24 protein-coding genes are annotated in these 25,645 nt (G+C 38.8%); 19 read left to right on the top strand and 5 right to left on the bottom strand.

Annotated features, from left to right (window positions below):
• The 7 genes from BTO22_RS08335 to purF form a co-directional block, all read left to right on the top strand.
• On the top strand, positions 1-921 hold a 921-nt coding region (locus BTO22_RS08335; protein ID WP_308727212.1), incomplete at its 5' end, for a FimV/HubP family polar landmark protein.
• Between the two features lie 88 nt (positions 922-1,009).
• Positions 1,010-1,798, top strand: coding sequence for a tRNA pseudouridine(38-40) synthase TruA (gene truA / locus BTO22_RS08330; RefSeq protein WP_060991409.1), 789 nt, complete (start codon positions 1,010-1,012; stop codon positions 1,796-1,798).
• A 177-nt stretch (positions 1,799-1,975) separates the two neighbouring features.
• Positions 1,976-2,860, top strand: coding sequence for an acetyl-CoA carboxylase, carboxyltransferase subunit beta (accD, locus tag BTO22_RS08320; RefSeq protein ID WP_061014237.1), 885 nt, complete (start codon positions 1,976-1,978; stop codon positions 2,858-2,860).
• A 101-nt stretch (positions 2,861-2,961) separates the two neighbouring features.
• On the top strand, positions 2,962-4,242 hold the full coding sequence (gene folC, locus BTO22_RS08315; RefSeq protein WP_105055086.1) for a bifunctional tetrahydrofolate synthase/dihydrofolate synthase: 1,281 nt from the start codon (positions 2,962-2,964) through the stop codon (positions 4,240-4,242).
• A 9-nt stretch (positions 4,243-4,251) separates the two neighbouring features.
• Entirely contained in the window at positions 4,252-4,812 is a 561-nt protein-coding gene (locus BTO22_RS08310) for an SPOR domain-containing protein (RefSeq protein ID WP_060991406.1), read from the top strand.
• A 61-nt stretch (positions 4,813-4,873) separates the two neighbouring features.
• Positions 4,874-5,365 carry a colicin V production protein gene (gene cvpA, locus BTO22_RS08305; RefSeq protein WP_060991405.1) on the top strand — a complete coding sequence of 164 codons (492 nt, stop codon included), beginning with the start codon at positions 4,874-4,876 and terminating at the stop codon, positions 5,363-5,365.
• 34 nt (positions 5,366-5,399) lie between these two features.
• Positions 5,400-6,914: an amidophosphoribosyltransferase gene (gene purF, locus BTO22_RS08300; RefSeq protein ID WP_105055085.1), complete on the top strand. Its 1,515-nt coding sequence runs from the start codon at positions 5,400-5,402 to the stop codon at positions 6,912-6,914.
• Between the two features lie 72 nt (positions 6,915-6,986).
• Here purF and BTO22_RS08295 read toward each other — a convergent pair whose 3' ends face one another.
• On the bottom strand, positions 6,987-7,862 hold the full coding sequence (locus tag BTO22_RS08295) for a LysR family transcriptional regulator (RefSeq protein ID WP_105055084.1): 876 nt from the start codon (positions 7,860-7,862) through the stop codon (positions 6,987-6,989).
• Positions 7,863-8,088: 226 nt separating this feature from the next.
• Here BTO22_RS08295 and BTO22_RS08290 point away from each other — a divergent pair, with 226 nt between their 5' ends.
• From BTO22_RS08290 to recR, 6 genes are all read left to right on the top strand, one after another.
• On the top strand, positions 8,089-9,219 hold the full coding sequence (locus BTO22_RS08290; protein WP_245922069.1) for a response regulator: 1,131 nt from the start codon (positions 8,089-8,091) through the stop codon (positions 9,217-9,219).
• 61 nt (positions 9,220-9,280) lie between these two features.
• A complete protein-coding gene (locus BTO22_RS08285; RefSeq protein WP_105055083.1) occupies positions 9,281-9,646 on the top strand; it encodes a YbaN family protein in 366 nt (121 codons plus the stop codon).
• 133 nt (positions 9,647-9,779) lie between these two features.
• Positions 9,780-10,325: an adenine phosphoribosyltransferase gene (apt, locus tag BTO22_RS08280; protein WP_105055583.1), complete on the top strand. Its 546-nt coding sequence runs from the start codon at positions 9,780-9,782 to the stop codon at positions 10,323-10,325.
• 103 nt (positions 10,326-10,428) lie between these two features.
• Positions 10,429-12,546 (top strand): DNA polymerase III subunit gamma/tau, encoded by a 2,118-nt coding sequence (dnaX, locus tag BTO22_RS08275; RefSeq protein WP_105055082.1) that lies wholly within the window; start codon positions 10,429-10,431, stop codon positions 12,544-12,546.
• A 109-nt stretch (positions 12,547-12,655) separates the two neighbouring features.
• Positions 12,656-12,991: a YbaB/EbfC family nucleoid-associated protein gene (locus BTO22_RS08270; RefSeq protein WP_060991399.1), complete on the top strand. Its 336-nt coding sequence runs from the start codon at positions 12,656-12,658 to the stop codon at positions 12,989-12,991.
• Positions 12,992-13,285: 294 nt separating this feature from the next.
• Entirely contained in the window at positions 13,286-13,888 is a 603-nt protein-coding gene (gene recR, locus BTO22_RS08265; protein ID WP_105055081.1) for a recombination mediator RecR, read from the top strand.
• Here recR and rrtA read toward each other — a convergent pair.
• Positions 13,860-14,423: a rhombosortase gene (rrtA, locus tag BTO22_RS08260; RefSeq protein WP_105055582.1), complete on the bottom strand. Its 564-nt coding sequence runs from the start codon at positions 14,421-14,423 to the stop codon at positions 13,860-13,862. The genes recR and rrtA overlap by 29 nt on opposite strands.
• 14 nt (positions 14,424-14,437) lie before the next feature.
• On the opposite strand from rrtA, the gene BTO22_RS08255 reads away from it, so the two are divergent.
• Entirely contained in the window at positions 14,438-15,064 is a 627-nt protein-coding gene (locus BTO22_RS08255) for a tRNA-uridine aminocarboxypropyltransferase (RefSeq protein WP_105055080.1), read from the top strand.
• Between the two features lie 34 nt (positions 15,065-15,098).
• Here BTO22_RS08255 and BTO22_RS08250 read toward each other — a convergent pair whose 3' ends face one another.
• The gene (locus tag BTO22_RS08250; protein WP_105055079.1) at positions 15,099-16,445 is read right to left on the bottom strand and encodes an anti-phage deoxyguanosine triphosphatase; all 1,347 of its coding nucleotides are present in this window, start codon (positions 16,443-16,445) and stop codon (positions 15,099-15,101) included.
• Between the two features lie 170 nt (positions 16,446-16,615).
• Between BTO22_RS08250 and BTO22_RS08245 the strand changes: the two genes are divergently transcribed.
• Complete coding sequence (locus BTO22_RS08245; protein ID WP_105055078.1) at positions 16,616-18,013, top strand: coniferyl aldehyde dehydrogenase; 1,398 nt, start codon at positions 16,616-16,618, stop codon at positions 18,011-18,013.
• A gap of 103 nt (positions 18,014-18,116) precedes the next feature.
• Entirely contained in the window at positions 18,117-19,001 is an 885-nt protein-coding gene (locus BTO22_RS08240; RefSeq protein ID WP_105055077.1) for a DMT family transporter, read from the top strand.
• A 99-nt stretch (positions 19,002-19,100) separates the two neighbouring features.
• Here BTO22_RS08240 and BTO22_RS08235 read toward each other — a convergent pair whose 3' ends face one another.
• A complete protein-coding gene (locus BTO22_RS08235) occupies positions 19,101-20,249 on the bottom strand; it encodes an iron-containing alcohol dehydrogenase (protein WP_105055076.1) in 1,149 nt (382 codons plus the stop codon).
• Between the two features lie 192 nt (positions 20,250-20,441).
• Here BTO22_RS08235 and BTO22_RS08230 point away from each other — a divergent pair, with 192 nt between their 5' ends.
• The 3 genes from BTO22_RS08230 to BTO22_RS08215 all read left to right on the top strand — a co-directional run bounded on the left by BTO22_RS08230 (position 20,442) and on the right by BTO22_RS08215 (position 24,167).
• Positions 20,442-21,326, top strand: a complete 885-nt coding sequence (locus BTO22_RS08230) for an AraC family transcriptional regulator (protein ID WP_105055075.1) — start codon at positions 20,442-20,444, stop codon at positions 21,324-21,326.
• Between the two features lie 24 nt (positions 21,327-21,350).
• Positions 21,351-21,884, top strand: coding sequence for a dihydrofolate reductase family protein (locus tag BTO22_RS08225; protein ID WP_105055074.1), 534 nt, complete (start codon positions 21,351-21,353; stop codon positions 21,882-21,884).
• 540 nt (positions 21,885-22,424) lie between these two features.
• Positions 22,425-24,167 carry an SgrR family transcriptional regulator gene (locus tag BTO22_RS08215; protein WP_105055072.1) on the top strand — a complete coding sequence of 581 codons (1,743 nt, stop codon included), beginning with the start codon at positions 22,425-22,427 and terminating at the stop codon, positions 24,165-24,167.
• Positions 24,168-24,222: 55 nt separating this feature from the next.
• Here BTO22_RS08215 and BTO22_RS08210 read toward each other — a convergent pair whose 3' ends face one another.
• Positions 24,223-25,437: a pyridoxal phosphate-dependent aminotransferase gene (locus BTO22_RS08210; RefSeq protein ID WP_105055071.1), complete on the bottom strand. Its 1,215-nt coding sequence runs from the start codon at positions 25,435-25,437 to the stop codon at positions 24,223-24,225.
• Between the last annotated feature and the right edge of the window lie 208 nt (positions 25,438-25,645).

Below are 25,645 nucleotides of genomic sequence, written 5' to 3'. Positions count from 1 at the left end.
CAGGAATCAGAACGAGTTACAGAAACTGATGATGAATTTGATGACTTGTTTGGTGAAACAGAAGAGCTAGATGTTGAGAGTAACGAACTTCTAGAGACAGAAGTAGAGCAAGAAGAGACTAAGACTGAAGCATTTAATATCGATGACGAAAATGATTTCTCTTTAGATGACTTTTTAGAAAACAATGCTGTTGATTTTTCAAAAGAAAGCGACGAAGTTTTACCTCAGTCTGATGAGATTGAAAATGATGACAGCAGCTTTGAAGGGTTATCGATTGAAGATGCTTTGGCGTCTTTAGAAGACGATAAAGATGTTGAAAACATTAATTCTGAATTTGCGACTCCTGATGAGCTTGTTTCTGAGGAATCAACCAGTGAAAATGAAGCATCAGATGTTGAAGATAAATCAGCAGCTTTTGACTTTCAATCACGGGTATCTGATGAAGAAAAAGAAGCACTAACTCATCTTGATAGTTCAGGTTTAGATCTTGATAGTATGTTAGATGATGGAGCTAGTGATTGGAGTGGGTTCAATTTAGATAACGCATCAAGCACTGATTCAGAACTGGAAGATGAAGATTGGTCAGAACAACCAAGTGTTGAGAATGACCCTCATGGGGCTGACCGTTTCTTAAGTATTGAAGCTCTGATTGCCGAAAGTGAAAGTGGCGATAAATCAGAGTTTGAAGAAGAAGAGTTAAATTTAGATGTTGGTTTAGATGAATTTCCTGACATGCTAAATAATCGAGAAGCACATGACGTTGATGTAAATAGCAATGCTCAAAGTAAACTTGATTTAGCTAAAGCGTATATTGAAATGTCAGATGACAAAGGTGCTTTAGAGTTGCTAGAAGAAGTTTTACGTTGTGATGATCCTGCTCTTAAGGTTGAAGCTGAAAAATTAATGAAACAAATTGATTAGTTCTTTTGAACTATCTTAAAAAGGCGGTGGCAGTGTGCCCCGCCTTTTTTTATAATGATGTATAACTGAATTAAAAGAATTAAATATCATGCGAATAGCTTTATGTATTGAATACGATGGTGCTGATTATTACGGTTGGCAACGTCAGAAGGACGTAAATAGTGTCCAAGCGGAACTAGAGAAAGCATTGACGGTTGTTGCCAATGAACCGATTGAAGTGATGTGTGCTGGTCGAACTGATGCCGGTGTTCATGGTACAGGTCAGGTTGTTCATTTTGATACAACAAGTTCTCGTAAGCTAGCTGCATGGATGATGGGTGCTAATGCGAATTTACCTAAGAATATAGCAGTGCGTTGGGCAAAAGAAGTTACTGAAGATTTCCATGCTCGTTTTACCGCTACTGCTCGACGTTATCGTTATATCATCTATAACAATCGTTTACGTCCTGCAATATTAGGGCATGGTGTTAGTCACTACCACGAACCTTTAGATGCTGATTTAATGCATCAAGCGGGTCAGTATCTATTGGGTGAAAATGACTTTACCTCTTTTAGAGCAATACACTGCCAGTCTCGTAGCCCTTGGCGCAATCTGATGCATTTAAAAGTCACTCGTCATGGTGACTTCATTGTCATTGATATTAAGGCAAATGCTTTTGTTCACCACATGGTTCGTAATATTACGGGCAGTTTAATTCAGGTTGGTAAAGGTAAACAAAAACCAGAATGGATCGAATGGTTACTTGAAGCGAAAGACCGTAAATTAGCGGGGGCAACAGCGAAGGCGGAAGGCTTGTATTTAATTGATGTTGATTACCCGCAAGTGTGGGAGTTGCCACGAGTTCCACTAGGACCATTATTTTTAGCTGATAACTGATATTTCATTTAGATTAAATATGCGTATTTAATAAGCAAAAATTAGAGGTAGGTTCAATCTTGAAAATAGGTACAACCAGTTTTTTATCTACACTGGCTATTATTTATGGTTTAATCTATTTAATTGATTTTATTTCTCTTGCGATGGTGCGAGAGATCACTAATAGAAAGGTCGTCCATGAGTTGGCTTGAAAAGATTTTTAATACAAGCAATATTGTTAGTTCACGTAAAGCATCGATCCCTGAAGGGGTTTGGACGAAATGTACGTCATGTGAACAAGTGCTTTATTCTGCAGAGCTAGAACGTAATCTAGAAGTGTGTCCTAAATGTGACCATCATATGCGAATGAAAGCACGTAAGCGTCTTGAAACATTTTTAGATGCAGAAGGCCGTGTAGAAATTGGTCAAGAACTAGAACCAAAAGATCTTTTAAAATTTAAAGATTCAAAACGTTATAAAGATCGTATTTCAGCAGCACAAAAATCAAGTAATGAAACAGATGCTCTTATCGTAATGAAAGGCACATTATTAGAATTACCAGTTGTTGCGTGTGCGTTTGAATTCTCCTTTATGGGTGGTTCAATGGGTTCTGTTGTTGGTGCTCGCTTTGTTAAAGCGGTTGATGCTGCAATTGAAAACAACTGTCCTCTTGTATGTTTCTCTGCAAGTGGTGGTGCACGTATGCAAGAGGCATTAATGTCTCTAATGCAAATGGCAAAAACAAGTGCAGCGCTAGCGCGTTTATCTCGTAAAGGTCTACCATTCTTCTCTGTATTAACTGATCCAACAATGGGTGGCGTATCTGCAAGTTTAGCAATGCTAGGCGATATTAATATTGGTGAACCAAAAGCTTTGATCGGTTTTGCTGGTCGTCGTGTAATTGAACAAACAGTACGTGAAGACTTACCAGAAGGCTTCCAACGTAGTGAGTTCTTACTTGAACATGGTGCTATCGACATGATCGTTGACCGTCGTGAAATGCGTCAACGTATTGGTGGCTTAATGGCGAAAATGACGAATCAGTCCTCTCCATTAGTTGTTCCAGTTGATGGTTCAAAGTAAAAATCAAATTAAATGCAGATAAGGTTGCGAGTTCTTACTTTAAAACAGCAACCTAAGTCATATATACTGTCACTATATTCCGTCAGTGAAGTAGTTGAATTATGACACCATTTGATTCTCCGAAAGCCACATCTGATTTATCGGTGTGGCTTCGTTATTTAGAAAGCATTCATACAAGTGCAATAGATTTAGGCCTTGAACGTGTTCAGCGTGTTGCACAACGAGCTAAATTAACTAAACCAGCCTCAACGGTCATTACAGTTGCAGGAACTAACGGCAAGGGTTCAACCTGTGCGTTAATGGAATCCATTTTAATTAATGCAGGCTATCGTGTTGGTGTTTATAGCTCCCCTCATCTTATTCGTTATAACGAACGCATCCGTATCAACGGTAATGATTTATCTGATTCTCTGATCACTCAATCTTTTGCTGCAATTGAAGCATGGCGCAAAGAAACGTCGTTAAGTCTTTTCGAATTTGGAACACTTTCTGCTTTATGGGCATTTAAAGCACATCAAGTTGATGTTGTACTTTTAGAAGTTGGCCTTGGTGGGCGTTTAGATGCAACAAATGTTGTTGACCACGATGTTTCAATTATTACGAGCCTTGCTGTTGATCATGTTGATTGGCTAGGTGACGATATAGAAGTGATTGGTTTTGAAAAAGCAGGGATTTATCGCTCTGAAAAGCCAGCAATTTGTGGACAACCTAATCCACCGTCAAGTGTTGCGGCTCATGCCGATGATATTAAAGCTGAGCTATACCAAGTCGGCTATCAATTTGATTATCAAGTAAATGCAGAAAACCAAACATGGTCTTGGAAAAGTGGGGCTTTTGATTTAGATAATTTGCCATTACCAAATTTACCATTAGCGAATGCTGCAACGGCGATAATGGCGTTAGGTACATCAGGGCTAGAACTGACAGATGTTAATATTGTTGAAGGCTTAAGATCTGCAAGTTTACCAGGACGAATGCAGCGTTTAACTCGTGATGGTGTCGAGAATGACGCAACAATTATTCTTGATGTGGCACATAATCCACATTCAGCGCATTATCTCGTACAACAAGTAAGACAACGTTTCCCAAATAAGAAAATTCATGCAGTAGTTGGTATGTTGCATGACAAAGACATCAAATCTACTTTAGCTGAGTTCTCGGGAAGTGTGGATGTTTGGTATCCTGCATCATTATCAGGCCCAAGAGCGGCAAATGCTTGTGAGTTAACCGCTGTAATAGAAGTAGAAGCAACAGAGTATTTATCACCTGTAGAGGCGTTTAAAGTTGCACTGACACAGGCAAATAATGACGATTTAATTTTAGTCTTCGGTTCTTTTCATACGGTTGGTGAGGTATGGGATTACTGGAAAGAAGAAGCATGAGGTACATGAGTGTCTAGTCCATTTCAACGACGTTTAGTTGGAACCATTATATTGGTTGCCATTGGGGTGATTGTTTTACCTGATTTATTTGATGGTAAGAAAAAACATTACCAAGAAGAGTTTGCGAGTATTCCGATTAAACCTGAACTATCAAAGGATGTTGAGCAGTTTGAGATCCAAGAACCAATAGATTTTGATGCGGAGCTTCCTGGCGAGCCAGTAGAGGTGACGATTGAATCATCAAAAACGGAACCAAAAAAAGAAATACTCTCAATTGTTGAGAAAAAACAACCCGAGAAAGTAGAAAAAATAGATTACGCAAAGAGTGCTTGGATTATCCAACTTGGCGTGTTCAGAAATGCAGACAATGCGACAAATTTAGCACTTAAACTACGTAAGCAAGGTTTCCAAGCGCATACTTTCCCTAAAGAACCTAAAAAAGGTGATTTAGTTAGAGTTGCTGTTGGCCCAGATGTTTCTAAACCGGATCTTGAAAAACAGTTACCGAAATTAAAAGAAATAACTGGCTTAAATGGTCAATTGCTTAAATTTACACCACTAAACCCATAAGAAAACGTTTGCGTCGCGGGTTTTTCTGTTAAAATGCGCAGCAACAGAGAAAAGATAAATTATGATTTGGATCGATTTTGTCATTTTAGGTGTTATTAGCCTATCAGCTTTAATCAGTTTGATTAGAGGTTTTGTTAAAGAAGCGTTGTCGTTAGTGATTTGGTTTGGCGCCTTTTTTGTCGCTAGTAACTTCTATCCCAAACTGGCCGTTTATTTCACAAATATACATGATGAAATGATAAGAAATGGCAGTGCGATTGCTGCTTTGTTTGTGGCAACTCTTGTGGTTGGTGCGGTTGTGAACTATGTCGTTGCACAATTAGTACAAAAAACGGGGTTATCAGGGACAGATCGGGTATTGGGTATTGTCTTTGGGGGATTGAGAGGCGTGCTTATTATAGCGGCAGTTCTTTTCTTTATAGATGCCTTTACCTCATTATCGGATTCGGAGTGGTGGAAGCAATCTCAATTAATACCGCAATTTTCGGTAGTGATTGAATGGTTCTTCGATTACTTAAAGGATACATCAAGTTTTCTTCCTGGCGCTAAATAGCGCCAGTTTTTTAGCAAATTGAGGACTCTAGGACATGTGCGGTATTGTTGGAATCGTAGGCGCAACACCTGTAAACCAGTCAATCTATGACGCTTTGACAGTGTTACAACATCGTGGCCAAGACGCTGCTGGTATTATTACCATAGAAAGCAATCGTTTCCGTCTGAGAAAGGCGAACGGCTTGGTTAAAGATGTATTTGAAGCAAAACATATGCAACGCCTACAAGGTAACGTAGGTATTGGCCATGTTCGTTACCCAACAGCGGGTAGTTCTAGCGCTTCAGAGGCTCAACCTTTCTATGTAAACTCACCTTTCGGGATCACACTTGCGCATAATGGTAATCTAACCAATGCGAATGAAATCCGTGAGACCTTATTTGAACAAGAACGTCGCCATGTTAATACAACTTCAGATTCTGAAGTTCTACTCAACATCTTTGCTCACCATCTTGATGAGACAAAAAACTACCCATTAACTCCTGATGATATTTTTAAAACTGTTGTTAATGTACATGACCAAATTCGTGGTGCATATGCAGTTACAGCGATGATCATTGGGCATGGTATGGTTGCCTTCCGTGATCCAAATGGCATTCGTCCTTTATGCTTAGGTAAGCGCGAAGTCGAGGGGCGTACTGAGTATATGGTTGCGTCTGAATCGGTAGCTCTTGATGCGGTTGGTTTTGATTTTGTTCGTGATGTTGCACCTGGTGAAGCGATTTATGCTCCATTTGAAGGTGGTTTATATACGCAGCAATGTGCCCATGATCCAAAACTAAACCCATGTATTTTTGAATTTGTTTACTTTGCTCGCCCTGATTCATTCATTGATAAAATCTCCGTGTATAGCGCACGTGTAGAAATGGGTAAACGCCTTGGTGAAAAGATCAAGCGTGAATGGGATCATTTAGACATTGATGTTGTACTGCCAATTCCAGAAACATCATGTGATATCGCACTTGAAATAGCGCAGATCATTAATAAACCATACCGCCAAGGTTTTGTGAAAAACCGTTATGTTGGACGTACCTTTATTATGCCTGGGCAACAAGAGCGTAAGAAATCAGTACGTCGTAAATTAAATGCAATCCGCTCTGAGTTTAAAGATAAAAACGTATTACTAGTTGATGATTCAATTGTTCGTGGTACAACGTCAGAACAGATCATTGAAATGGCACGCGATTCAGGTGCTAAACATGTTTATATGGTTTCTGCAGCCCCCGAAATCCGTTTCCCGAATGTATATGGTATTGATATGCCAAGTGCAAACGAATTGATCGCTCATGGGCGTGAAGTTGATGAGATTTGTAAAGCAATTGGTGCCGATGCGCTAATTTTCCAAGACTTACCTGACTTAGTTGATGCTGTGGGTTGTGGGAATCGTGAAATTGAACGCTTTGAAACATCTGTATTTAATGCTCATTATGTTACAGGTGATGTTGATCAGAACTACCTTGAATATTTAGAAGGGTTACGTGGTGATGATGCGAAAAAAGAAAGCGAAGCTCAAGATATAGCAAGCCTAGATATTTACAACGAAGGCGTGTAGTTTTAATTTTTAGTTAATAAAAAAGCCTGTGCTTCCCCACAGGCTTTTTTGTTTTTCTGATTGGGAGGCCCATTAATCAGAGATGTGGTTACTTACAAAATCAATGAATAAACGTACTTTCTCAGGTTGATGATTCTTATAATTATAAACCATATAGATGTCTCTAGGGTTTGCTGACCAGTTTTTAAGCACGCGAACCAATGAACCATCTTCAATATATTGGCTAATCATAATATCTGGCATGAGTGTTATCCCCAAGCCATCAGAACAAGCCATTCGAATTACATTTAATTCACTTGCTTCAAAGCGACCAGCATCAGTAATTGTCACTGATTCACCTTCACAATTGGTTAAACGCCAGCGCATTAAAGGATGACCTTTTAATAAACTGTGTTCATGCAATTCTTGTGCGTGTGTTGGCTCTGAGTTTGCTTCTAAATAAGTCGGGCTTGCTACTAAAATATCTTCTAAAGAACCAATTTGGCGAGCAATAAGAGATGAATCACGTTGCTTACCAACTCTGAAAATAATATCCCAATCAGTCGGGTCAAGTTGTTCAGGCTGGTTGCTCATGGTTAAATTGATGTTGATATTAGGGTAGAGCAACATGAATTTATTTAAAATAGGTTGGATCATGCGCTTGGTTAGGTTAGAAGGCGCTGAAATTTTTAGTTTTCCAGCAGCACCACGACACTCTTCCCCTAAGCATTCACTTGTATTTACCAAGGTAGCTAGAATAGGGGCACATTCATCATAAAACTTTTGTCCAGCTTCGGTTAGCGATAGCTTGCGAGCGTGACGATTGAGTAAGCGAATATCTAAAGAATCTTCTAAGGCTTGAATACGACGAGTTATTGTCGCAACAGGTATAAGTGTCTTTCTTGAGGCGGCAGTATAGCTGCCATTATCAACTACCTGTCGAAACAGATTTAAATCATCTAACTTCATTATATTAAGATACTCTCTGTTTTTTTCGAACGATGAATTGTAACTAAAACCCTAATGTAGGTGTTGTTATAAGTCAACTAAAGTGAAAATCTATAAATAAAAGACCGAATTTCCCCTTAACGTAACAGTTATTAACAATCTTATCTAAAAATATTTGTGCTCAAGCCAATATAGAACTAACTTTATTTAGAGTGATAATTAGAAATATGAAAGGAATTTTCATTATTTGCTGAAGGAACGTGCAGAGGGTAGTCGTATGTCGGTAGAGCAATGTCAAAAAAATGTGGATGTAAATAAAGCGCCAGTAGAAGATTTACTGTTAAATAAAGATATTTTAATAGTCGATGACGATCCTATTTTTCGCTCTATGATAAAAGCGGTTTTAGAGAGTTACTCTTGCAATGTAAAAGAAGCAAGTAATGGACTAGAAGGATTGCAAATGCTGCAGCATTCATTGCCAGATGTATTGCTGTGTGATTTATCAATGCCAATCTTAAATGGAATCGAATTTGTTGAAGAGGCAGTGCAGGAATATCCAATGCTGCCTATTATTGTCATATCTGGTACTGGTGATATGCAAGACGTAGCTAAAGTGTTGCGATTAGGTGCGAAAGATTTTTTAGTAAAGCCGATTAGTGATGTGTCTATTTTGATTAAATCGTTGGCATCTGCACTTAAATTAAGCGAAGAAAGCACTCTTCGAATGCAGGATTTTTCAAGCCAGTGGTTTAGAACTTCTGAATTAGATAAAAGCTGTAATGATGAATTACATTGGCATTTAGACCATTTACAGAATGAACCGAATATAGGTAGAGAGCTATTGTTTGAGTTACTACCAGAAAGTGATGCTCAGCATGGGAAGTGGAAGTTAGGGTATCGACTTTTACAATCAACAGATGGAATGCCTTTGGTTTTTGATTATGAATGGTTGCTTGATGGGCGTTTGTTCTTCTATCTGGTTGATTCAGAATCTGGTGGTGATAACGGAGTGATCTCTTGCCTATTGGTACGTGCTTTTTTTAATGATTTTATTCGAGACCAAAATATCTCACTTAATGCCATTTCTCAGATGGTTATGTCGATAGAAAAAGGCATGGAAACCATGGACCATTCCCAGCCAATGTCTGCTATTTTTGGCTACATTGATTTTGCAGAGCAAGCGTTATTTATGCTTTCTGCTGGTCTTGATGCTGTGTGGGAGAATAACACTGAGCGTCATGTTCTTCGTGCTGATGGTCAATTAACATTGAATGCAGCTAAAAACCAGGTTCATCGCTTTCCTATCTCTGATCATAATAGTCTGTTATTAAATAACTTAGGGTGTAGCAGTTTTAAATTAGAACTGAATGCATTCTAGATTGATTCTTTGACTAAGAAAGGATCATAATAAAGCTCCTTATCTAAATAGAGATGTTGATTTGCATTTTACTCGCAGAGTGCTTTGGTTTGTTCTTGGGGCCACCGCGCTTATTCTTGGTTTTGTTGGGCTATTTTTACCTTTACTACCAACAACACCTTTTTTATTACTAGCGAGTGTGTGCTTTATGCGTGTCTCTCCGCGTATTCATACTTGGCTTATTTCTCATCCTAAATTAGGCCCTTCTATTGTTGAGTGGCAAAAGCACAAAACAATTAAAGCATCGATAAAAAAGAAAGCCATTATTATGATAATTTTAAGTTTCTTATTATCGATAACGCTCGCGCCCATTTTGTGGGTAAAAGTGATGCTTGTAATGTTTGCTATTGCGCTTCTTTATTGGTTTTCTACCATCCCAACATCGTGATTTTTATTCTTTGTCATTGCTTGATCAACGACTCATCTCGGCTGGTATGACTTGCTCATAGCAAAGAAAGTGAATAACATAAGTCGGTTAATTTATTTTAATGCCAAATTTAGGCAAAGTAGGTCATATAACCATGTCGACAGAAACAGTAGAACTGATTAGAAATAGCATTAAATCAATCCCTGATTACCCAAAAGCAGGCATCATTTTTCGTGATGTCACAAGCTTAATGGAAGACCCTAAAGCATACCAAGCAACAATCCAATTACTTGTAGAAAAGTACAAGAAAGGTGGTTTTACTAAGATTGTAGGTACAGAAGCGCGTGGTTTCCTATTTGGTGCGCCACTGGCGTTAGAATTAGGTGTTGGTTTTATTCCAGTTCGTAAACCTGGTAAATTGCCTCGCCCAACTATCGCTCAAACGTACGATCTTGAATACGGTACAGATACGTTAGAAATTCACACAGATGCGATTGTTGAAGGTGATAAAGTTCTTGTTGTTGATGACCTATTAGCGACGGGTGGAACCATTGAAGCAACAGTAAAACTTATCCGTCAACTTGGTGGTGAAGTAGAGCAAGCTGCTTTTGTTATCAACCTACCAGAAATTGGTGGTCAAACACGTTTAGAGAGCCTAGGGCTAAACGTATACAGCATCTGTGAGTTTGCTGGTCACTAATTCTTCATATACACACTAAATTTAGTGAGATTTCTCTATCAAGGGAGATCTCATTTTTTTGCTGTGCTACGATTTAGATCTATTTTATTTTGGGCTGTATTCTATGAGCTATCAAGTTCTGGCGCGTAAGTGGCGTCCACATCATTTTAAAGATGTTGTTGGCCAACCTCATGTGCTTACTGCGTTAGAAAACGCGCTTGACCATAATCGACTTCATCACGCTTATCTGTTTAGCGGGACTCGTGGTGTGGGTAAAACCACTATTGCACGTTTGTTCGCGAAAGGACTGAACTGTGAAGAAGGGATCACGTCAACACCTTGTGGTGTGTGTTCTACTTGTAAAGAAATTGATGAAGGGCGTTTTGTTGATTTACTTGAAATCGATGCGGCTTCTAGAACTAAGGTAGAAGATACTCGTGAACTACTTGATAATGTTCAATATAAACCTGCGCGTGGCCGCTTTAAGGTTTATCTGATCGATGAAGTTCATATGCTGTCGCGCCACAGTTTCAATGCGTTATTAAAAACATTGGAAGAGCCGCCAGAATACGTCAAATTCTTATTAGCAACGACCGATCCACAGAAATTACCTGTGACGATTTTGTCGCGTTGTTTACAGTTTCATTTAAAACATATCAGTGTTGATCAAATTCATGAACAACTTGATTTTGTTTTAGACAAAGAAGAAGTCACTAAAGATGCGAGAGCATTAGGGCTAATTGCTCATGCTGCGGATGGCAGTATGCGTGATGCTCTTAGTTTAACAGATCAAGCAATTGCACTTGGAAATGGTTCAGTAACCACTGATATCGTTTCAGCAATGCTAGGGACGTTAGATACAGATCAAGCGGTGCGTATTTTAGAAGCGATTAGCACTAAAAACATGCAGACATTAATGAGCTGTGTAAATGATCTGGCTGATATGGGAATTGAGTGGGATGGGTTAGCAAAAGAGATTGCAAATCAACTTCATAAACTCGCCATGTACCAAGCATTGCCTGCAACCCTTGATAAATCTCAACCAGATGCAGAACGTATTGAGTTATTGAGTAATCAACTGTCTCCTCAAGAAGTTCAGCTATTTTATCAAATTGCATTACAAAGCCGTAAAGACTTGCCATTAGCGCCAAGTGAAAAGACAGGGGTTGAGATGATGCTATTAAGAATGGTGGCATTTCGTCCTGTTCATGCCCAAACATTAGAAACGCAACCAATTGCCGTTCCTACGGTAGAGCCGCAAGTTACGTCTCAGAGTCCTCAAACGGTGCCATCTCAAGTTGTTTCAACTAATCGACCAGTTGCAAGAGTTCAAGAACCAGTATCGCGCCCTAGTGTGCCGCCTGTTCAACAACAGAACTATGCACCGGTGCAAAATATACCACCAATGCATTCAGAACAACCACCAAGGTATGATGCGCCATCGATGGGGGAATCACATCAAACAATGCAGCAGTCATCACCTTCTGCACCTCAAGTGCAGCAAGAACCAGCAGCGCCTAAAAGTGGTTTGCTAGGTGTACGTAATCAATTGCGTAGTGCTAAAAATAATTTAACGAATACAACCAATGGTACTGGCTCAAAAAAGGTTAGTGCGGCATCCGATAATAAAAAAACGAGTTCAGTGCTAGAACGTATTGCTGAAAAGCAACATTTAGCCCCTCGTACTCAGGTGTCGCAAATTGGACATTCAGCAACACAAGAGAAAAAACCAGAAGAACCGTATCGTTGGAAATCGACAAAACCAGAAGCAAAAAGAGTTGTTAGTGACATTACACCAACTAAGCTTAAGCAAGCATTAGAGCATGAAAAATCACCAGAAATGGTACAGCAGTTGGTTGATGAGTCATCTCAAAAAGATGCATGGTCAGCGTTAGCGATGTCTTTAACACTACCAAAACTGGTCCAACAGTTAGTGTTAAATTCGGCTTTTGTTGAACAGGGTAATCAAGTGTCATTGCATTTGAGAGCAGAACAAGCTCACTTGGACAGAGATAAAGCTAACGAACAGATCACTCAAGAATTAAGCAAAGCATTAAATAAAGACGTTACTGTATCGATTGATATTAGTTCTGCAGGGGTAAGTCCTTTAGAGTTACGTGAACAAATGTATCAAGCTAAGTTGCAGGCGGCATATCAGAGTTTGCAGCAAGATCCGCACGTGAATTTCTTTATGCAGAGGTTTGGTGCAGAAATAGATCAAGAAAGTGTTAGACCAATATAAAATAGTGGTATGCATTATCTAAAGTAAAAATATTCAATGTGGGTTGAAATTGGTATTTTTTACCCCCATTTTCTTAATATTAAAGAAGTAAACTTAAGAGAGAATTATTATGTTCGGTGGAAAAGGCGGCATGGGCAACTTAATGAAGCAAGCCCAGCAAATGCAAGATCGCATGCAGAAAGTACAAGAAGAAATCGCAAATACAGAAGTGACTGGTGAATCAGGCGCAGGTCTTGTTAAAGTAACGATCACTGGTTCTCACAGTGTTCGCCGTGTTGAGATTGATCCAAGTTTAATGGAAGAAGACGAAAAAGAAATGCTAGAAGATTTGATCGCAGCAGCATTCAATGATGCATCTCGTCGTATCGAAGAAACACAAAAAGAAAAAATGGCTGGTGTTACTGGTGGAATGCAAATGCCACCGGGCTTTAAAATGCCATTTTAATTTATCTTAAATGATAAAAATCAAGACAGATTATTCGTATTTATCTTGGTAAAATTAGGCGGCTAAGTGGCTAATGCCAGTCAGTTAAGCGAACATCAATAAAACAAGGGCTTCAGACGAATTTATTACAATCATTCTGGAGCCCTTGTTGTATCTATCTTTCACTCTCTTAACGGGTACTTTGCCATATCTATTAGACATTGAATAAATAGTGCATAATTACTCAATAAAGTGACTAACTGATCGGCATTAGCTAAGTGGCTGCCTTTTTCTTTTCTGGAATATAAAAAAACTATGCGTACAAGTGGTTTATTAGAACAATTAATGGAATCGTTACGATGTCTTCCGGGGGTTGGTCCAAAATCAGCTCAACGAATGGCATTTCATCTTTTGCAGCGTAATCGCCAAGGCGGAATGCAATTAGCTGATTCTCTCTCTCGTGCTATGTCTGAAATCGGTCATTGTTCTGAATGTCGAACGTTTACTGAAGAAGATACTTGTTCTATTTGTTTAAATCCAAAGCGCCAAGCCAGTGGCGAATTGTGTATTGTTGAAAGTCCTGCAGATATTGTAGCAGTAGAAGCAACAGGGCAGTTTTCTGGACGTTATTTTGTACTTATGGGGCACTTATCCCCTCTTGATGGTATTGGTCCTAGTGATATTGGATTAGATTTATTCGATCATCGCTTAGGCCGTGGTGATATCAAGGAAGTCATTCTGGCAACGAACCCGACGGTTGAAGGTGAAGCAACTGCTCATTATATTGCAGAGTTATGCCAAGAACACCAAGTAAGTGCGAGCCGAATCGCGCATGGTGTCCCTATGGGGGGAGAGTTAGAGTTAGTTGATGGCACAACGTTATCTCATTCTATTTTGGGTCGTCAGAAACTTTACTAAGAGTAATTAAGCGCGTAGCTAATTGGAGTGTTCCACCACTGAATGCTCCAATAAGATGAGCTTCTGTTGCGACTTTTGCATTGATAAGAGAAATGGTTGAAGCACTTGCTCCAAAGTATTGCTCCCAGCAAATCTTAGTGATAATACTAATTAACAATAACCACCCAGTGTTGCGTTTTTGTTTTATGTCTTCAATTGCAGCCCAAATAAATAAACCATGTAACACTCCTGATAATCCAACATAAGATTGGATTGGGGACAGCAATAAAAGTACCCCGGTCATTAAGCTTATAAAAAACAATAGACCCCATAGTTTTTTGGGATTTAATATATCCTTAAAGATAAAACAAAATACGGTTAGAGCGGCAGAGTTCATTATTAAGTGAGGGAGGTTAGTATGGGTGAAATTACCTGTGATTAATCGCCATATCTCGCCTTGTAAAATTAAGCTTCTATCCCAAACAAAAAAATCAGATACCAGAGTTAGCTGTGCAATACCAAGCACAACTAAAACGGGAAAGAGTAATTTTAACAAAGCAAAGGTTCCTTGTGATTCGATTTTGTCTTCAATGCCTAAAAACAAAAAAAGCCTGTATCTGTGAATGGATAAAGCCAATCTCAACAGAGGTTGAACTCATCATACTACAGCATCCAACAGAAGCTAAGCGACCATTAGGAACGGTTAAAATATTATCGTTAAGTTTAACTAATTGCCGTACTTTTATCGGTGAAAATTTTACCGAGCATACGGAGTTAAACCAACTATTAGCCGATGACAGTTACCAGCACCAAGTCCTATTTTTAGATGGAACTAGCCAAGCAATTTCATCGTCATTGAATACCGCTGAGAAAAAACAGCGTGTAATTTTATTAGATGGCACATGGAAGAAAGCATATAAAATGTGGCAGCTGTCAACTAACCTACATACGTTACCAAAAGTACATCTTGATACTGAATTGTCAGGTAACTATCGTGTTCGTAAAGCACCTAAAGATAATGCTTTATCAACAGCTGAAGCGGGCTATCACGTGTTGAGCCAACTAGATAGTGACGTTAATAACGGTAATGATACAGAAAAATTTGATTCGATATTAACAGCATTTGATAACATGATTGAGTTTCATATCAGCCAAATGCCTGAAGGGGTATACCAAAAGAACTACCGTTCAGAGTAGTTCTTTGATTTTTATATCTAGGTAGCTATCGTTATCAAATAGGAACAAATAGCTGATTATATAAACGCTGAGCATAGCCGTCAGTCATACCAGCAATATAATCAGCAATGACACGGTGGCCATTTCCTCCATTTTTCATTGCTTCTTGCCATTCACGTTTATCATTTTCCGGTAATAAACGTTCCGGATCCGAATTTAGGGCATCAAAGATCTCCATCACAATTTGCTGACCTTTGTATTCGATGCGCTGCATTTCTGAATTATGGATCACATATTGACCAACAAACTTTTTTAGCACTTCTAAAGCATAGCTCATGGATGGGCTTAAATAGGCATTCCAACGCAGTAATTCAGATTCAAACTCGGGCTCTTCTTCAAACGTTGTTTTCTTGATAGTAATAGAAGTTAGTAAAGCATTTACGAGGCTACCAATGCCATCTTTACGCTTATATTGCAGACCAGAAAATAATTTATCACTAATGGTTTCAATATTCGTTTCAAACCATTCATCTCCACAATCTGCAAGCTTACTTGCTACGGATTCTTGCCACTGATTTCTTGTGACAATGCCCATCACAATGGCATCTTCTAAATCATGGACGCCATAAGCAATATCATCAGCCAATTCCATAATAGAGCAATCAATAGATTTAAAGCGTGTTTTTCTATGGCTATCGTCACCTTCTTTTTGGAAACGAAGCGTGGATAAAAGGGATTTATCGTGATCGGATAATGGCGCTAAAATCCAATTTAAGATCTGCTCGTCATCACGATAGATCCCTTTTGGTGGATGCCATTCAATCGATTTTAAATGACGCAGGTTAGTGACATCTTCAGGGCGAAATTTCGAATGAACTTGATCTAAAAAAGCAGGGTATTTTAAAATACCAAGTAGAGTTCTTCTGGCTAAGTTCATACCAAAATGTTCAGTATAAGGTTCTAATTTACTTAAAATTCGTAAAGTCTGGCCATTACCTTCAAAGCCGCCATGGTTACGCATCATATAGTTAAGCGCAATTTCACCACCGTGACCAAAAGGCGGGTGACCGATATCATGAGCTAAACAAATACTTTCCATTAAACTGGTTGACGTTAGGAGCTCACGGAACTCAGGTTGTCTTAGTTTTAATTGTGCGACGAGGCCAGTACCAATTTGTGATACTTCTAAAGAGTGCGTTAAGCGAGTGCGGTAAAAGTCATTTACGCTACCAGGGCCATGAACTTGAGTCTTTGCTTGCAGACGACGAAAAGCCGCTGAGTGGAGAATACGAGCACGATCTCGTTGAAAAACGCTGCGTTGATCATTACGACGTAACTTTTGTTCGTTACTGATGCGATCTTCCCAATGTGGGGATAGAGTAATATCGATTGTTTTATTCATTATTATTGTTCTCGAAGTTATTGCTACACCTCTATCATTACAGGCTTGTCACAAAAAGATCAACGACTTATTTGAAAAATAGAGCCAGAACACATTGTGAAATTATCATTATTCAGTTCATTAAAGTGGGTTGCTATAATGAGGGTCACTTTGTTTAATGGAATAAGATCATGAGCAGCGTCGTTAATCTATCGTATGAATTTGAACAGCTTCAACAGGCGTATCAAGCGGCACCATATCCTTTAAAAGAAGAACGGCTCTCTTTACTCAATGAACTGAAAGTGTCGTTATTATCAGAAAAGGTCAACACGGTTGAAGCATTAGAAAAAGACTATGGCTATCGTAGTCAGTTTGATTCAACGATTTGTGATTTAATGCCATCAATTCAACATATTAACTACACCATTAAACGTTTATCTAAATGGCTTAAACCTCAAAAACGTCATGCGGGTTTATTGCTCTCGCCTTCTAAATTACATATTAAATATCAGCCTCTAGGGGTTGTAGGCGTTATTGTGCCTTGGAATTTCCCTATTTATCTGAGTGTTGCACCAATAGTAACGGCTATCGCCGCGGGTAACCGTGTGATGGTGAAATTAAGTGAATACACACCAGAGACCAATCAAGTGCTTCGCCGAGTATTTGCCTCTATTTCCGAACATATTTTCGTTGTTGAAGGGGAGGGAGATGTAGCTGCTGAATTTTCTCAACTGCCTTTTAATCATCTTTTATTTACGGGCTCGACTCAGGTTGGCAAATTAGTTGCCAGTGCAGCAGCCAAAAACCTTACGCCAGTAACGCTCGAGCTGGGAGGGAAATCCCCAGTAATCATTGCGGAAGATGCGGATTTAACCTCAGCGGTTGATGCCATTATGTTAGGGAAATCGATGAATGCAGGGCAAATATGCGTTGCGCCCGATTATATTTTTGTTCCAAAAGAGAAGGTCGATAAATTTATTGCGCTTTATTCTCATCGTTTTTTACAGGCTTTTCCTGAGAAAAAAGGACATCGAGAATACAGTCATATTATTAATCAAACGCAATATGATCGGTTAACTCGCTATTTAGAAGACGCTGAAGGTAAGGGTGCAAAAATTACCTCAATTGGTGAGCCAGAGAAAACTCAAGGACGGTCATTTTTACCTCGTATTGTAACTAATGTGAATGACGATATGCTGCTAATGAAAGAGGAGGTTTTTGGTCCTATTTTGCCTATTATTGGATATCAACATATTGAAGAAGCCATTAGTTACATTCAAGATCGTCCGCGCCCATTAGCACTGTATATCATGTCTTTGGATAAAGAATTGATTAAAAAGATTAGCCAAAATACACACAGTGGTGGAATAGCTATCAATGACACGACCATGCATGTTACTGCAGATGATGCGCCTTTTGGTGGTATTGGAGACTCAGGAATGGGCAGTTATCACGGCATTGAAGGCTTTAAAACCTTCTCCCATGCGAAAACAATATTGAGCACCCCAACTTGGTTACCAAGAGCAAGATTGTTGTTAAAGCACAAAAAATTGATGCTGAAATTACTAAGTCGGCAGTTTATGAGGTAATAGTTCTAATTTAGACGCTATTGGAATGGCTTAACGGTTGGCAAATGAGGGGAACAGTCGTATGATCTGTTTCCCTTTTTTAATGTGAATGATGACCCTTTTTATGTCTCAGCATCAACCTGTCCAAGGTGCGTCTTGGATGTTAACCGCAGGCCTTGCCTTTGCGATAGTTAACAGCATTGCTCAATACGTGAGTATGAACTTTGGTTTACCATCAACCATGGTTGCTTTGGTTCAATATGGGATTGCGTTGATCGTCATCTTGCCTTATTTACGCACATTAGGGCTTCGTAATTCACTCCGAACTGAACATTTTGGAATGCATGCGTTACGTGTATTTTTATCCGTAATTGGTATTCAACTTTGGCTATGGGCTCTGGCGTATCCAGTACCAATTTGGCAAGGTATTGCACTGTTAATGACATCCCCTTTATTTGCAACTATTGGTTCTGGCTTATTCTTAAAAGAAAAAGTGGGTGCAGCTCGCTGGTGTGCAACGTTAGCTGGATTTGCGGGTGCAATGATCATTCTTGAGCCATGGGCAGATAGTTTTACATGGGCTACGTTACTGCCCGTTGGTGCAGCATTCTTCTGGGCGTGTTATTCACTAATGGTTAAGAAAATGTCAGCAAATGATTCTCCATCAACCATGGTGGTTTATCTTTTAGTTCTTATTACCCCTTTTAATATTTTGCTCGCATTACCTGATTGGCATACGCCAAGTGGCATGAATGTATGGTTATTACTTTTTGGTGCTGGTGTGATGACGGCATTAGCTCAGTGGGCAATAGTAAAAGCATATGCAGTCGCTGATGCGTCATTTGTGCAACCGTTTGATCATGCAAAATTACCATTGAACGTGTTAGCGGGTTGGATGGTATTTGGTTGGGCACCACCAGGGCGTTTATGGTTAGGTGCTGTGATTATTATTGCTTCAGTTGCTTTTATTACGCAATGGGAACGTAAGAAGAAAACGGTTATTAAATAGCGTTACTTTCTCTTAATAACGAGAAAGCCGATTCAATTAACATTAACGTTAGATTGAATCGGCTTTTTTATTTAGTCGTATTCTTAAATTAGGTTAGGTTTACTTCACTGCATCTTCAAGAATTTGACGAGATACCTCAAGAGTGATTGCTTGGTTTTCACCTAGAACTACCATACCATGAGCTTCTAGTTGTTTAATGATTGCATCAATTGCTGATGCTTTATCATCATCGTGCTCAGTTAATTCTGTTGGAGAGTTTAGGCTATGGTAGAACGTTTCGATCTCAATGATAGTGCGCTCTGCTAAATCATCAGAAGCGTCTAAGCCAAATACGTTTTTACCCATTTGCTCTAGTTTCGCACGTTTTGCTTCGATTTGATTACGAAGTAAAGACGGTTGAATGATAGACAAAGAACGAGCGTGGTCTACATGGTAAAGAGCCGTAAGCTCATGACCAATCATGTGAGTAGCCCAGTCATGAGGAACACCAGTACCGATCAAGCCGTTTAATGCTTGGTTTGCTGTCCACATTAGGTTCGAGCGCCATTCGTTGTTATCACGGTTCTCGTATTGCTCACCAAGAACTAATAGATTACGAAGTAGAGTTTCAGCGTAGCCATCTTGAACCATTGCACCAACAGGCATAGTTAGGTACTGCTCACAGGTATGAACCCAAGCATCGACTAGGCCATTTGTTAGTTGGCGCTCTGGTAGCGTTTTCATTGAATCAGGATCAAGCACTGCGAATTTTGGTTGTACTGCTGCCGCCATGAAAGGCAGTTTCGTTTGCGTTGATTTTTGAGTAATAACCGCGCCTGAGTTAGATTCAGAGCCTGTCGCTGGTAGTGTTAAAATAGCGCCTAAAGCAACCGCTTCTGTCACCGTGTGCTTACCAATTAAGATATCCCAACCGTTACCATCGTACTTTGTTGCAGCAGCGACGTACTTTGAACCATCAATAACTGAACCGCCACCCACAGCAAGAATGTAATCAACGTTCTCAGCTTTAGCTATAGCTACAGCTTTATCTAAGGTTTCAACTGTTGGGTTTGGTTCAACACCTGAAAACTCAATCCAAGAATGATTAGAAAGGGCTGTAACCACTTGGTCATAAACACCGTTTGTTTTAATTGAGCCACCGCCATAAATGACTAAGACTTTTTGATCTTGTGGAATAGATGTCGCGATTGCTGCGATTTGACCTTGGCCAAAATGGATTTGTGTAGGGTTAACGTAAGAGAATTTCATTGCTGTACCTCATTTCTTCCAAAAGGTGATGTTCTATTTTCTAGAACTTATCATTTCAATAAGTGCATATTAGTATTCAATTGTTGCTTTTGTAAGGTGAATTTATGGATTTTTATTGCCTATTTCTACAATCGGCTGTATTTTTAAAAAAGAAAGTAATAGATGTGATCTTGATTAGATAAAGGAGTGCTGATGAATTCTCTTGGTGATTTAATGCAAAGCTATGCTGATCGTTATGGCTTTAATGATCTGGAAGGTATTAGAGAAACAGCAATACCAAATGTGTGGTTTTACCGCAGTAGCAAAGGAAATCAACGGCAGCCGTTTGTTTATCAATCTGGCATTATTGTTATGGGTAAAGGGCACAAACACATTCATATAGGTAATCAGCCTGTACATTATGGGCCTGATGATTATCTAGTCGTTGGTGTTCCTATGCCATTAGAGTGTGAGGCCTTTCCTGAAGATGATGCGCCATTATTAGGATTAACGATTAATGTTGATTCAACCTTACTTCATCGATTAGTGAATGAACTTGAGGCCGCTAATTTTCAAGCTCCAATTAAATCGAACCAAGGTGGTTTTGGACTAACATCAGTAAAAATGGCTGATGACATGCTTGATAGCTGTAAGCGTTTAATGTTGGCGTTACATAGTGATCTTGATACTAAGTTACTCGGTGAATCTCTATTAAATGAGATCGTATATCGGGTTCTTACTGGTACAGAAGGGCACGTATTATTCAACTTAGCACATCATGATGGGCAATATGCACGAGTAGCTAAAGCGATGAATAAAATGCATCAATCGTATGCTGATGGGTTAACTGTTCAACATCTAGCAGAAGAGGCAAATATGAGTGTCTCTGCGTTTCATTCTGCTTTTCGCAAAGTCACGCTAGAGTCTCCGCTACAATACTTAAAAAAAGTACGTTTAAACAAAGCCAAAGAGTTGATTCAACTAGAAGGACGACGGGTTAATGATGCTGCTCATTCTGTCGGTTATACCAGTACATCACAATTTAGCCGAGAGTTTAAACGCCATTTTAATATGACACCTAAAGGGTGTGTTGCTTAGTTTAGAGAAAATAGGAATTTAAATATGTCAAACAGTGTATTTATAGCAACAAGCTTAGACGGGTATATCGCTGATAAAAATGGAGGGATAGATTGGTTACATGCAATACCAAACTCAGAAGGCAATGACATGGGATACGCGGCACATTTTGATCGTGTTGATGCTATGGTGATGGGGCGTAATACGCTTGATATGGTATTAAGCTTTGGGATCGATTGGCCATATTCAAAGCCTGTTTTTGTATTGAGTAATACGATGGCATCAGTGCCTGAAGGATATGAAGATAAGATCTTTCTAGTGAAAGGGGCGTTAGTAGAGGTATTGGCAGCTATTCATGCAAAAGGCTTTAAAAATCTGTATATCGATGGCGGTGTCACCATACAGAATTTCTTAAAAGAAGATCTGATTGATGAGTTAATTATTACCACTATACCTGTGCTTTTAGGTGGAGGTTCTCCGTTATTTGGTGATTTGAACGCTCCCTTAAATTTTAAGTTCGTCAAGAGTGACACCTTCCTTGGTGCTATTGTTCAGAACCATTTTATAAGAGAGCGTTGAAATATTTTTGATCATTAATTTAGTTCTGAATATTCTTATTTTTGCCATTTAACTCCTCGTTATTTATTTCTGTAGAGTTGAGGTTGAGTAGTGAGGACATGTATAAGATAGCCTCAACTTCAAGCCAATTTCTTGTTATGACTAATTTTGATTGATAATAGTCTCTAAGGGCTGTTGTGTGTGTCGTTGATAATAATTTCATAATAGAACCTACTGTCGTTATTGAATAATACCAATTCCATTAATTACCTGATCATTATTACTGGTTAAATTACTCAATAGTTGCGTTAAAAATTATTATTGTAGAATGACTACTTATAAGAATTTTTGCCTTACTCTTAAGTGATTTTCCTGCGTAATAAATAGATCATTTAATTAGTTACATTGGTATAAGCAAATTATTTCAAATTATAAGGAAGTAAAAAAGAGAGTATATTTTTTATTTTTCTTCCTGTTATATTGATCTTTAGCTGTAATTTTACTCAGATTACCTGTATTTTCTTTAAATGAGGATGCTAGTTACTAAAGATAGGTGATGTTTTGGTTGAAGATAAGTTAGCTCAGTATTATTTCCGCATGGTTAAATTAGGTGTTAGAAACGAGGTGTTAATTACCTTGAATGAGGTAGCCGATCTCGTTTTTACTAGCGCAAGGCATTGTCGTACGATTTTAAAAGAAATGAGTAGCTTAGGGTGGTTAGAATGGCGTCCTAAAGTGGGCCGAAATCAGCGTTCTATTCTTTACTTAAACTTTCACGTTGAAGAGCTAAAATCAGAATTAGCTAAGATAATGATCTCTAATGGTAAATATGAGAAAGCGTTATCTTTAATCAATAATGATCGCGCTTTGTTTGGTTCATTACTTCAAAACACATCAGGTGTGGTTCGACGTGAAGGACAATTACATATTCAACTAACTTATCGCCGTTCTTTCTCTGCATTATTACCACATCGTTCTTTAAGAAACAGTGAACGCTTTCTTTTACGTCAGGTTTACTGCTGTTTAACTCAGTGCGACAGCAATGGAGTCCTTTCTTCTCAATTGGCGCATCATTGGGTTTATAATGAACAATTGTATCAATGGCGCTTTTATTTACGCCCGGATTTGTCTTTTCATGATGGAAGTGCCATTACCGCAGAATGTATTGTGGAACTATTCCAAAAATTAAAAGTGTTGCCGGAGTATCAAGACGAACTGGCACATGTCGTTACTATAACGGCAAGTAACTCTCATTGTATCCAGTTTCAATTGGATCAGCCTGATCTTGGTTTTGCCGGACTACTGGCAGATGCCCGCTATTCTATTCAACCTGTTTCTCAATTATTTTCATCAAAAACAATTGTTGGTAGTGGTGCATTTCAAGTAGAAGAGCATTCAGAAACTCGATTACAGTTGCAGGCTTTTGATCGATATTATAGTTGTCGAGCATTGGCTGATACGGTCACTATATGGAAGGTGATGAGAGATTCATTAGGTAAAATTGCAATGAAAAGCGGTGGTGCCGGTGTAAGTAAAGAAGCAGAATGTAGTCATTATCTTGAAAAGAATGAAGACAATAAAAAAGTTAAAAATAATGAGGTAAGAACACGAATTGAAGATGGATGTTTACTTGCACTTTTTAATCATAATTCAGGGTTATCATTATTACAGCGTAAATATTTAAGTCAGATTTTAGCGCCTGATAAATTGCAGGAACAATTGGTTCAATCTAGAGGTAAAATAGAAGCTGTGCCTGCGTATAATTTACTTCAGCATTGGATGAAAACGATTCATTCTCCTTCGGACAAACAAGAGTTACCTGATACTTTAACCATTGCAGTATTTGACCATCAAGCCTTGTTTAGATGCGCGAGCATTATTATCGAGCTATTAAATCAGATTGGAATTAAGTGTGAAGTTAATAGTTATGCGTTTGATGATTTTTATCAAAAGGCGAAAGAAAATACATTGCTTGAAGACATCATTTTAACTAGCTTAGATTTAGATGATAATCGCCCTACCTCTGTATATCGTTGGCTCTTATCCAATCCAATTTTACATCAAAGCCTTTCTGCTGATATTAAGGTGTGGTTGAAAGCAGAGTTAATTAATATTAGAAGCGAGAGTCAATTAGCGGATTATTTAGGGAAATTAGAATCTGTTGCTTCAAGTATGATCAGTGACTATAGGTTATTGCCTTTATTTCATCATAGACAGACTTTACGTTTTCAGGGCGTGCTTAAAGGGGTTTCTATTACAGGGTGGGGCTGGCCTGCGATTCAAGATGTGTGGACTGAGGATTAATGAGAATAAAAAATGCCTGCATTGAATGCAGGCATTTTTGTTTTAACTAGAAAAGTTATTGTTTATAAGTATGTAAGAAACGCTCTAAACGACCAATTGCTGTTTCTAAATCATCAACACGAGGCAGCGTTACGATACGGAAGTGGTCGGGTTTTGGCCAATTAAAGCCAGTACCTTGAACCAATAATACTTTTTCTTTAATTAAGAAATCTAAGACAAATTTTTGATCATCTTTGATTTTGTACATTTTTGGGTCAAGTTTCGGGAATAAATACATTGCGCCTTTTGGCTTAACACAACTTACACCAGGGATTTGTGTTATTAAATCATATGCTTTATCACGTTGTTCTAGTAAACGTCCACCAGGAAGCAGAAGTTCATTGATACTTTGATAACCGCCTAATGCAGTCTGAATCGCGTGTTGCATTGGCACGTTGGCACACAAACGCATTGAAGCCAGCATATCTAAACCGGCAATATAACCTTGAGCGTGATCTTTAGGACCATTCAAGAACATCCAACCACCACGGAAACCACATACACGGTATGCTTTTGATAGACCGTTGAAAGTTACGGTTAAAATATCAGGAGCAAGAGTAGCAAGAGTCGTATGAACTGCACCGTCATAAAGTACTTTATCGTAAATTTCATCGGCAAAGATAATCAGATTGTTTTGACGGGCAATCTCAACGACTTGCAATAAGAAATCACGACTGTATACCGCACCCGTTGGGTTATTCGGGTTGATTAATACAATCCCTTTGGTATTTGGCGTGATTTTCTTTTTGATATCATCAAGGTCAGGATACCAGTCAGCGCTTTCATCACACATGTAATGAACAGGTTTACCACCAGAAAGCGCAACAGAAGCTGTCCATAGTGGGTAATCTGGTGCAGGAACCAGCATTTCATCACCATTATTTAATAGCGCTTGCATTGCCATTACGATAAGTTCAGATGCTCCGTTACCGATGTATACATCTTCAACGTCTAAATCTAATAAACCACGGCGTTGATAGTGTTGAACGACCGCCTTACGAGCAGAATAAATACCTTTTGAATCACAGTAGCCTTGTGATGTTGGTAGGTTTTTAATTACATCAACAAGAATTTCATCAGGGGCATCAAAACCAAACGGGGCGGGATTTCCGATGTTTAGTTTAAGAATTTTCTGTCCTTCTTCTTCCATTCTTTTAGCGTGTTTAAGAACTGGACCGCGGATGTCGTAGCATACACTGCTAAGTTTTGATGACATTCCAATATTTTGCATGGTGAAACCCTGATAAAATGAAAAACGTTATACCACCAAATTACACTATTTTTAGGAGACTGAGAAATAATTTTTAGAAAATAATCATGTAAAAAATGGCTCTACAATATTTCCTACTAATTCATGGTGAGTTTCTGATTCATTTGTAGTGAAAGCAGAGATTATGAGCGGAATTAAGCAAAATAAAGGATAATTTACTTTGTTTTAG

Source organism: Aliivibrio sifiae, from assembly GCF_002954705.1.
In the GTDB taxonomy this organism is placed as follows: Bacteria; Pseudomonadota; Gammaproteobacteria; order Enterobacterales; family Vibrionaceae; genus Aliivibrio; species Aliivibrio sifiae_A.
Note: the sequence above shows the minus strand (reverse complement) of the source record. Positions and strands in the feature narration are given on the sequence as shown.

Excerpts from the sequence above, each read along its gene's own strand:
- BTO22_RS08225 (WP_105055074.1), top strand. The coding sequence starts at position 21,351 with ATGTCAAACAGTGTATTTATAGCAACAAGCTTAGACGGGTATATCGCT.
- BTO22_RS08250 (WP_105055079.1), bottom strand. The coding sequence starts at position 16,445 with ATGAATAAAACAATCGATATTACTCTATCCCCACATTGGGAAGATCGC.
- BTO22_RS08270 (WP_060991399.1), top strand. The coding sequence starts at position 12,656 with ATGTTCGGTGGAAAAGGCGGCATGGGCAACTTAATGAAGCAAGCCCAG.
- apt (WP_105055583.1), top strand. The coding sequence starts at position 9,780 with ATGTCGACAGAAACAGTAGAACTGATTAGAAATAGCATTAAATCAATC.
- folC (WP_105055086.1), top strand. The coding sequence starts at position 2,962 with ATGACACCATTTGATTCTCCGAAAGCCACATCTGATTTATCGGTGTGG.
- BTO22_RS08230 (WP_105055075.1), top strand. The coding sequence starts at position 20,442 with ATGAATTCTCTTGGTGATTTAATGCAAAGCTATGCTGATCGTTATGGC.
- recR (WP_105055081.1), top strand. The coding sequence starts at position 13,286 with ATGCGTACAAGTGGTTTATTAGAACAATTAATGGAATCGTTACGATGT.
- BTO22_RS08210 (WP_105055071.1), bottom strand. The coding sequence starts at position 25,437 with ATGCAAAATATTGGAATGTCATCAAAACTTAGCAGTGTATGCTACGAC.
- purF (WP_105055085.1), top strand. The coding sequence starts at position 5,400 with ATGTGCGGTATTGTTGGAATCGTAGGCGCAACACCTGTAAACCAGTCA.
- BTO22_RS08235 (WP_105055076.1), bottom strand. The coding sequence starts at position 20,249 with ATGAAATTCTCTTACGTTAACCCTACACAAATCCATTTTGGCCAAGGT.
- BTO22_RS08245 (WP_105055078.1), top strand. The coding sequence starts at position 16,616 with ATGAGCAGCGTCGTTAATCTATCGTATGAATTTGAACAGCTTCAACAG.
- cvpA (WP_060991405.1), top strand. The coding sequence starts at position 4,874 with ATGATTTGGATCGATTTTGTCATTTTAGGTGTTATTAGCCTATCAGCT.
- dnaX (WP_105055082.1), top strand. The coding sequence starts at position 10,429 with ATGAGCTATCAAGTTCTGGCGCGTAAGTGGCGTCCACATCATTTTAAA.
- truA (WP_060991409.1), top strand. The coding sequence starts at position 1,010 with ATGCGAATAGCTTTATGTATTGAATACGATGGTGCTGATTATTACGGT.
- BTO22_RS08295 (WP_105055084.1), bottom strand. The coding sequence starts at position 7,862 with ATGAAGTTAGATGATTTAAATCTGTTTCGACAGGTAGTTGATAATGGC.
- BTO22_RS08240 (WP_105055077.1), top strand. The coding sequence starts at position 18,117 with ATGTCTCAGCATCAACCTGTCCAAGGTGCGTCTTGGATGTTAACCGCA.
- accD (WP_061014237.1), top strand. The coding sequence starts at position 1,976 with ATGAGTTGGCTTGAAAAGATTTTTAATACAAGCAATATTGTTAGTTCA.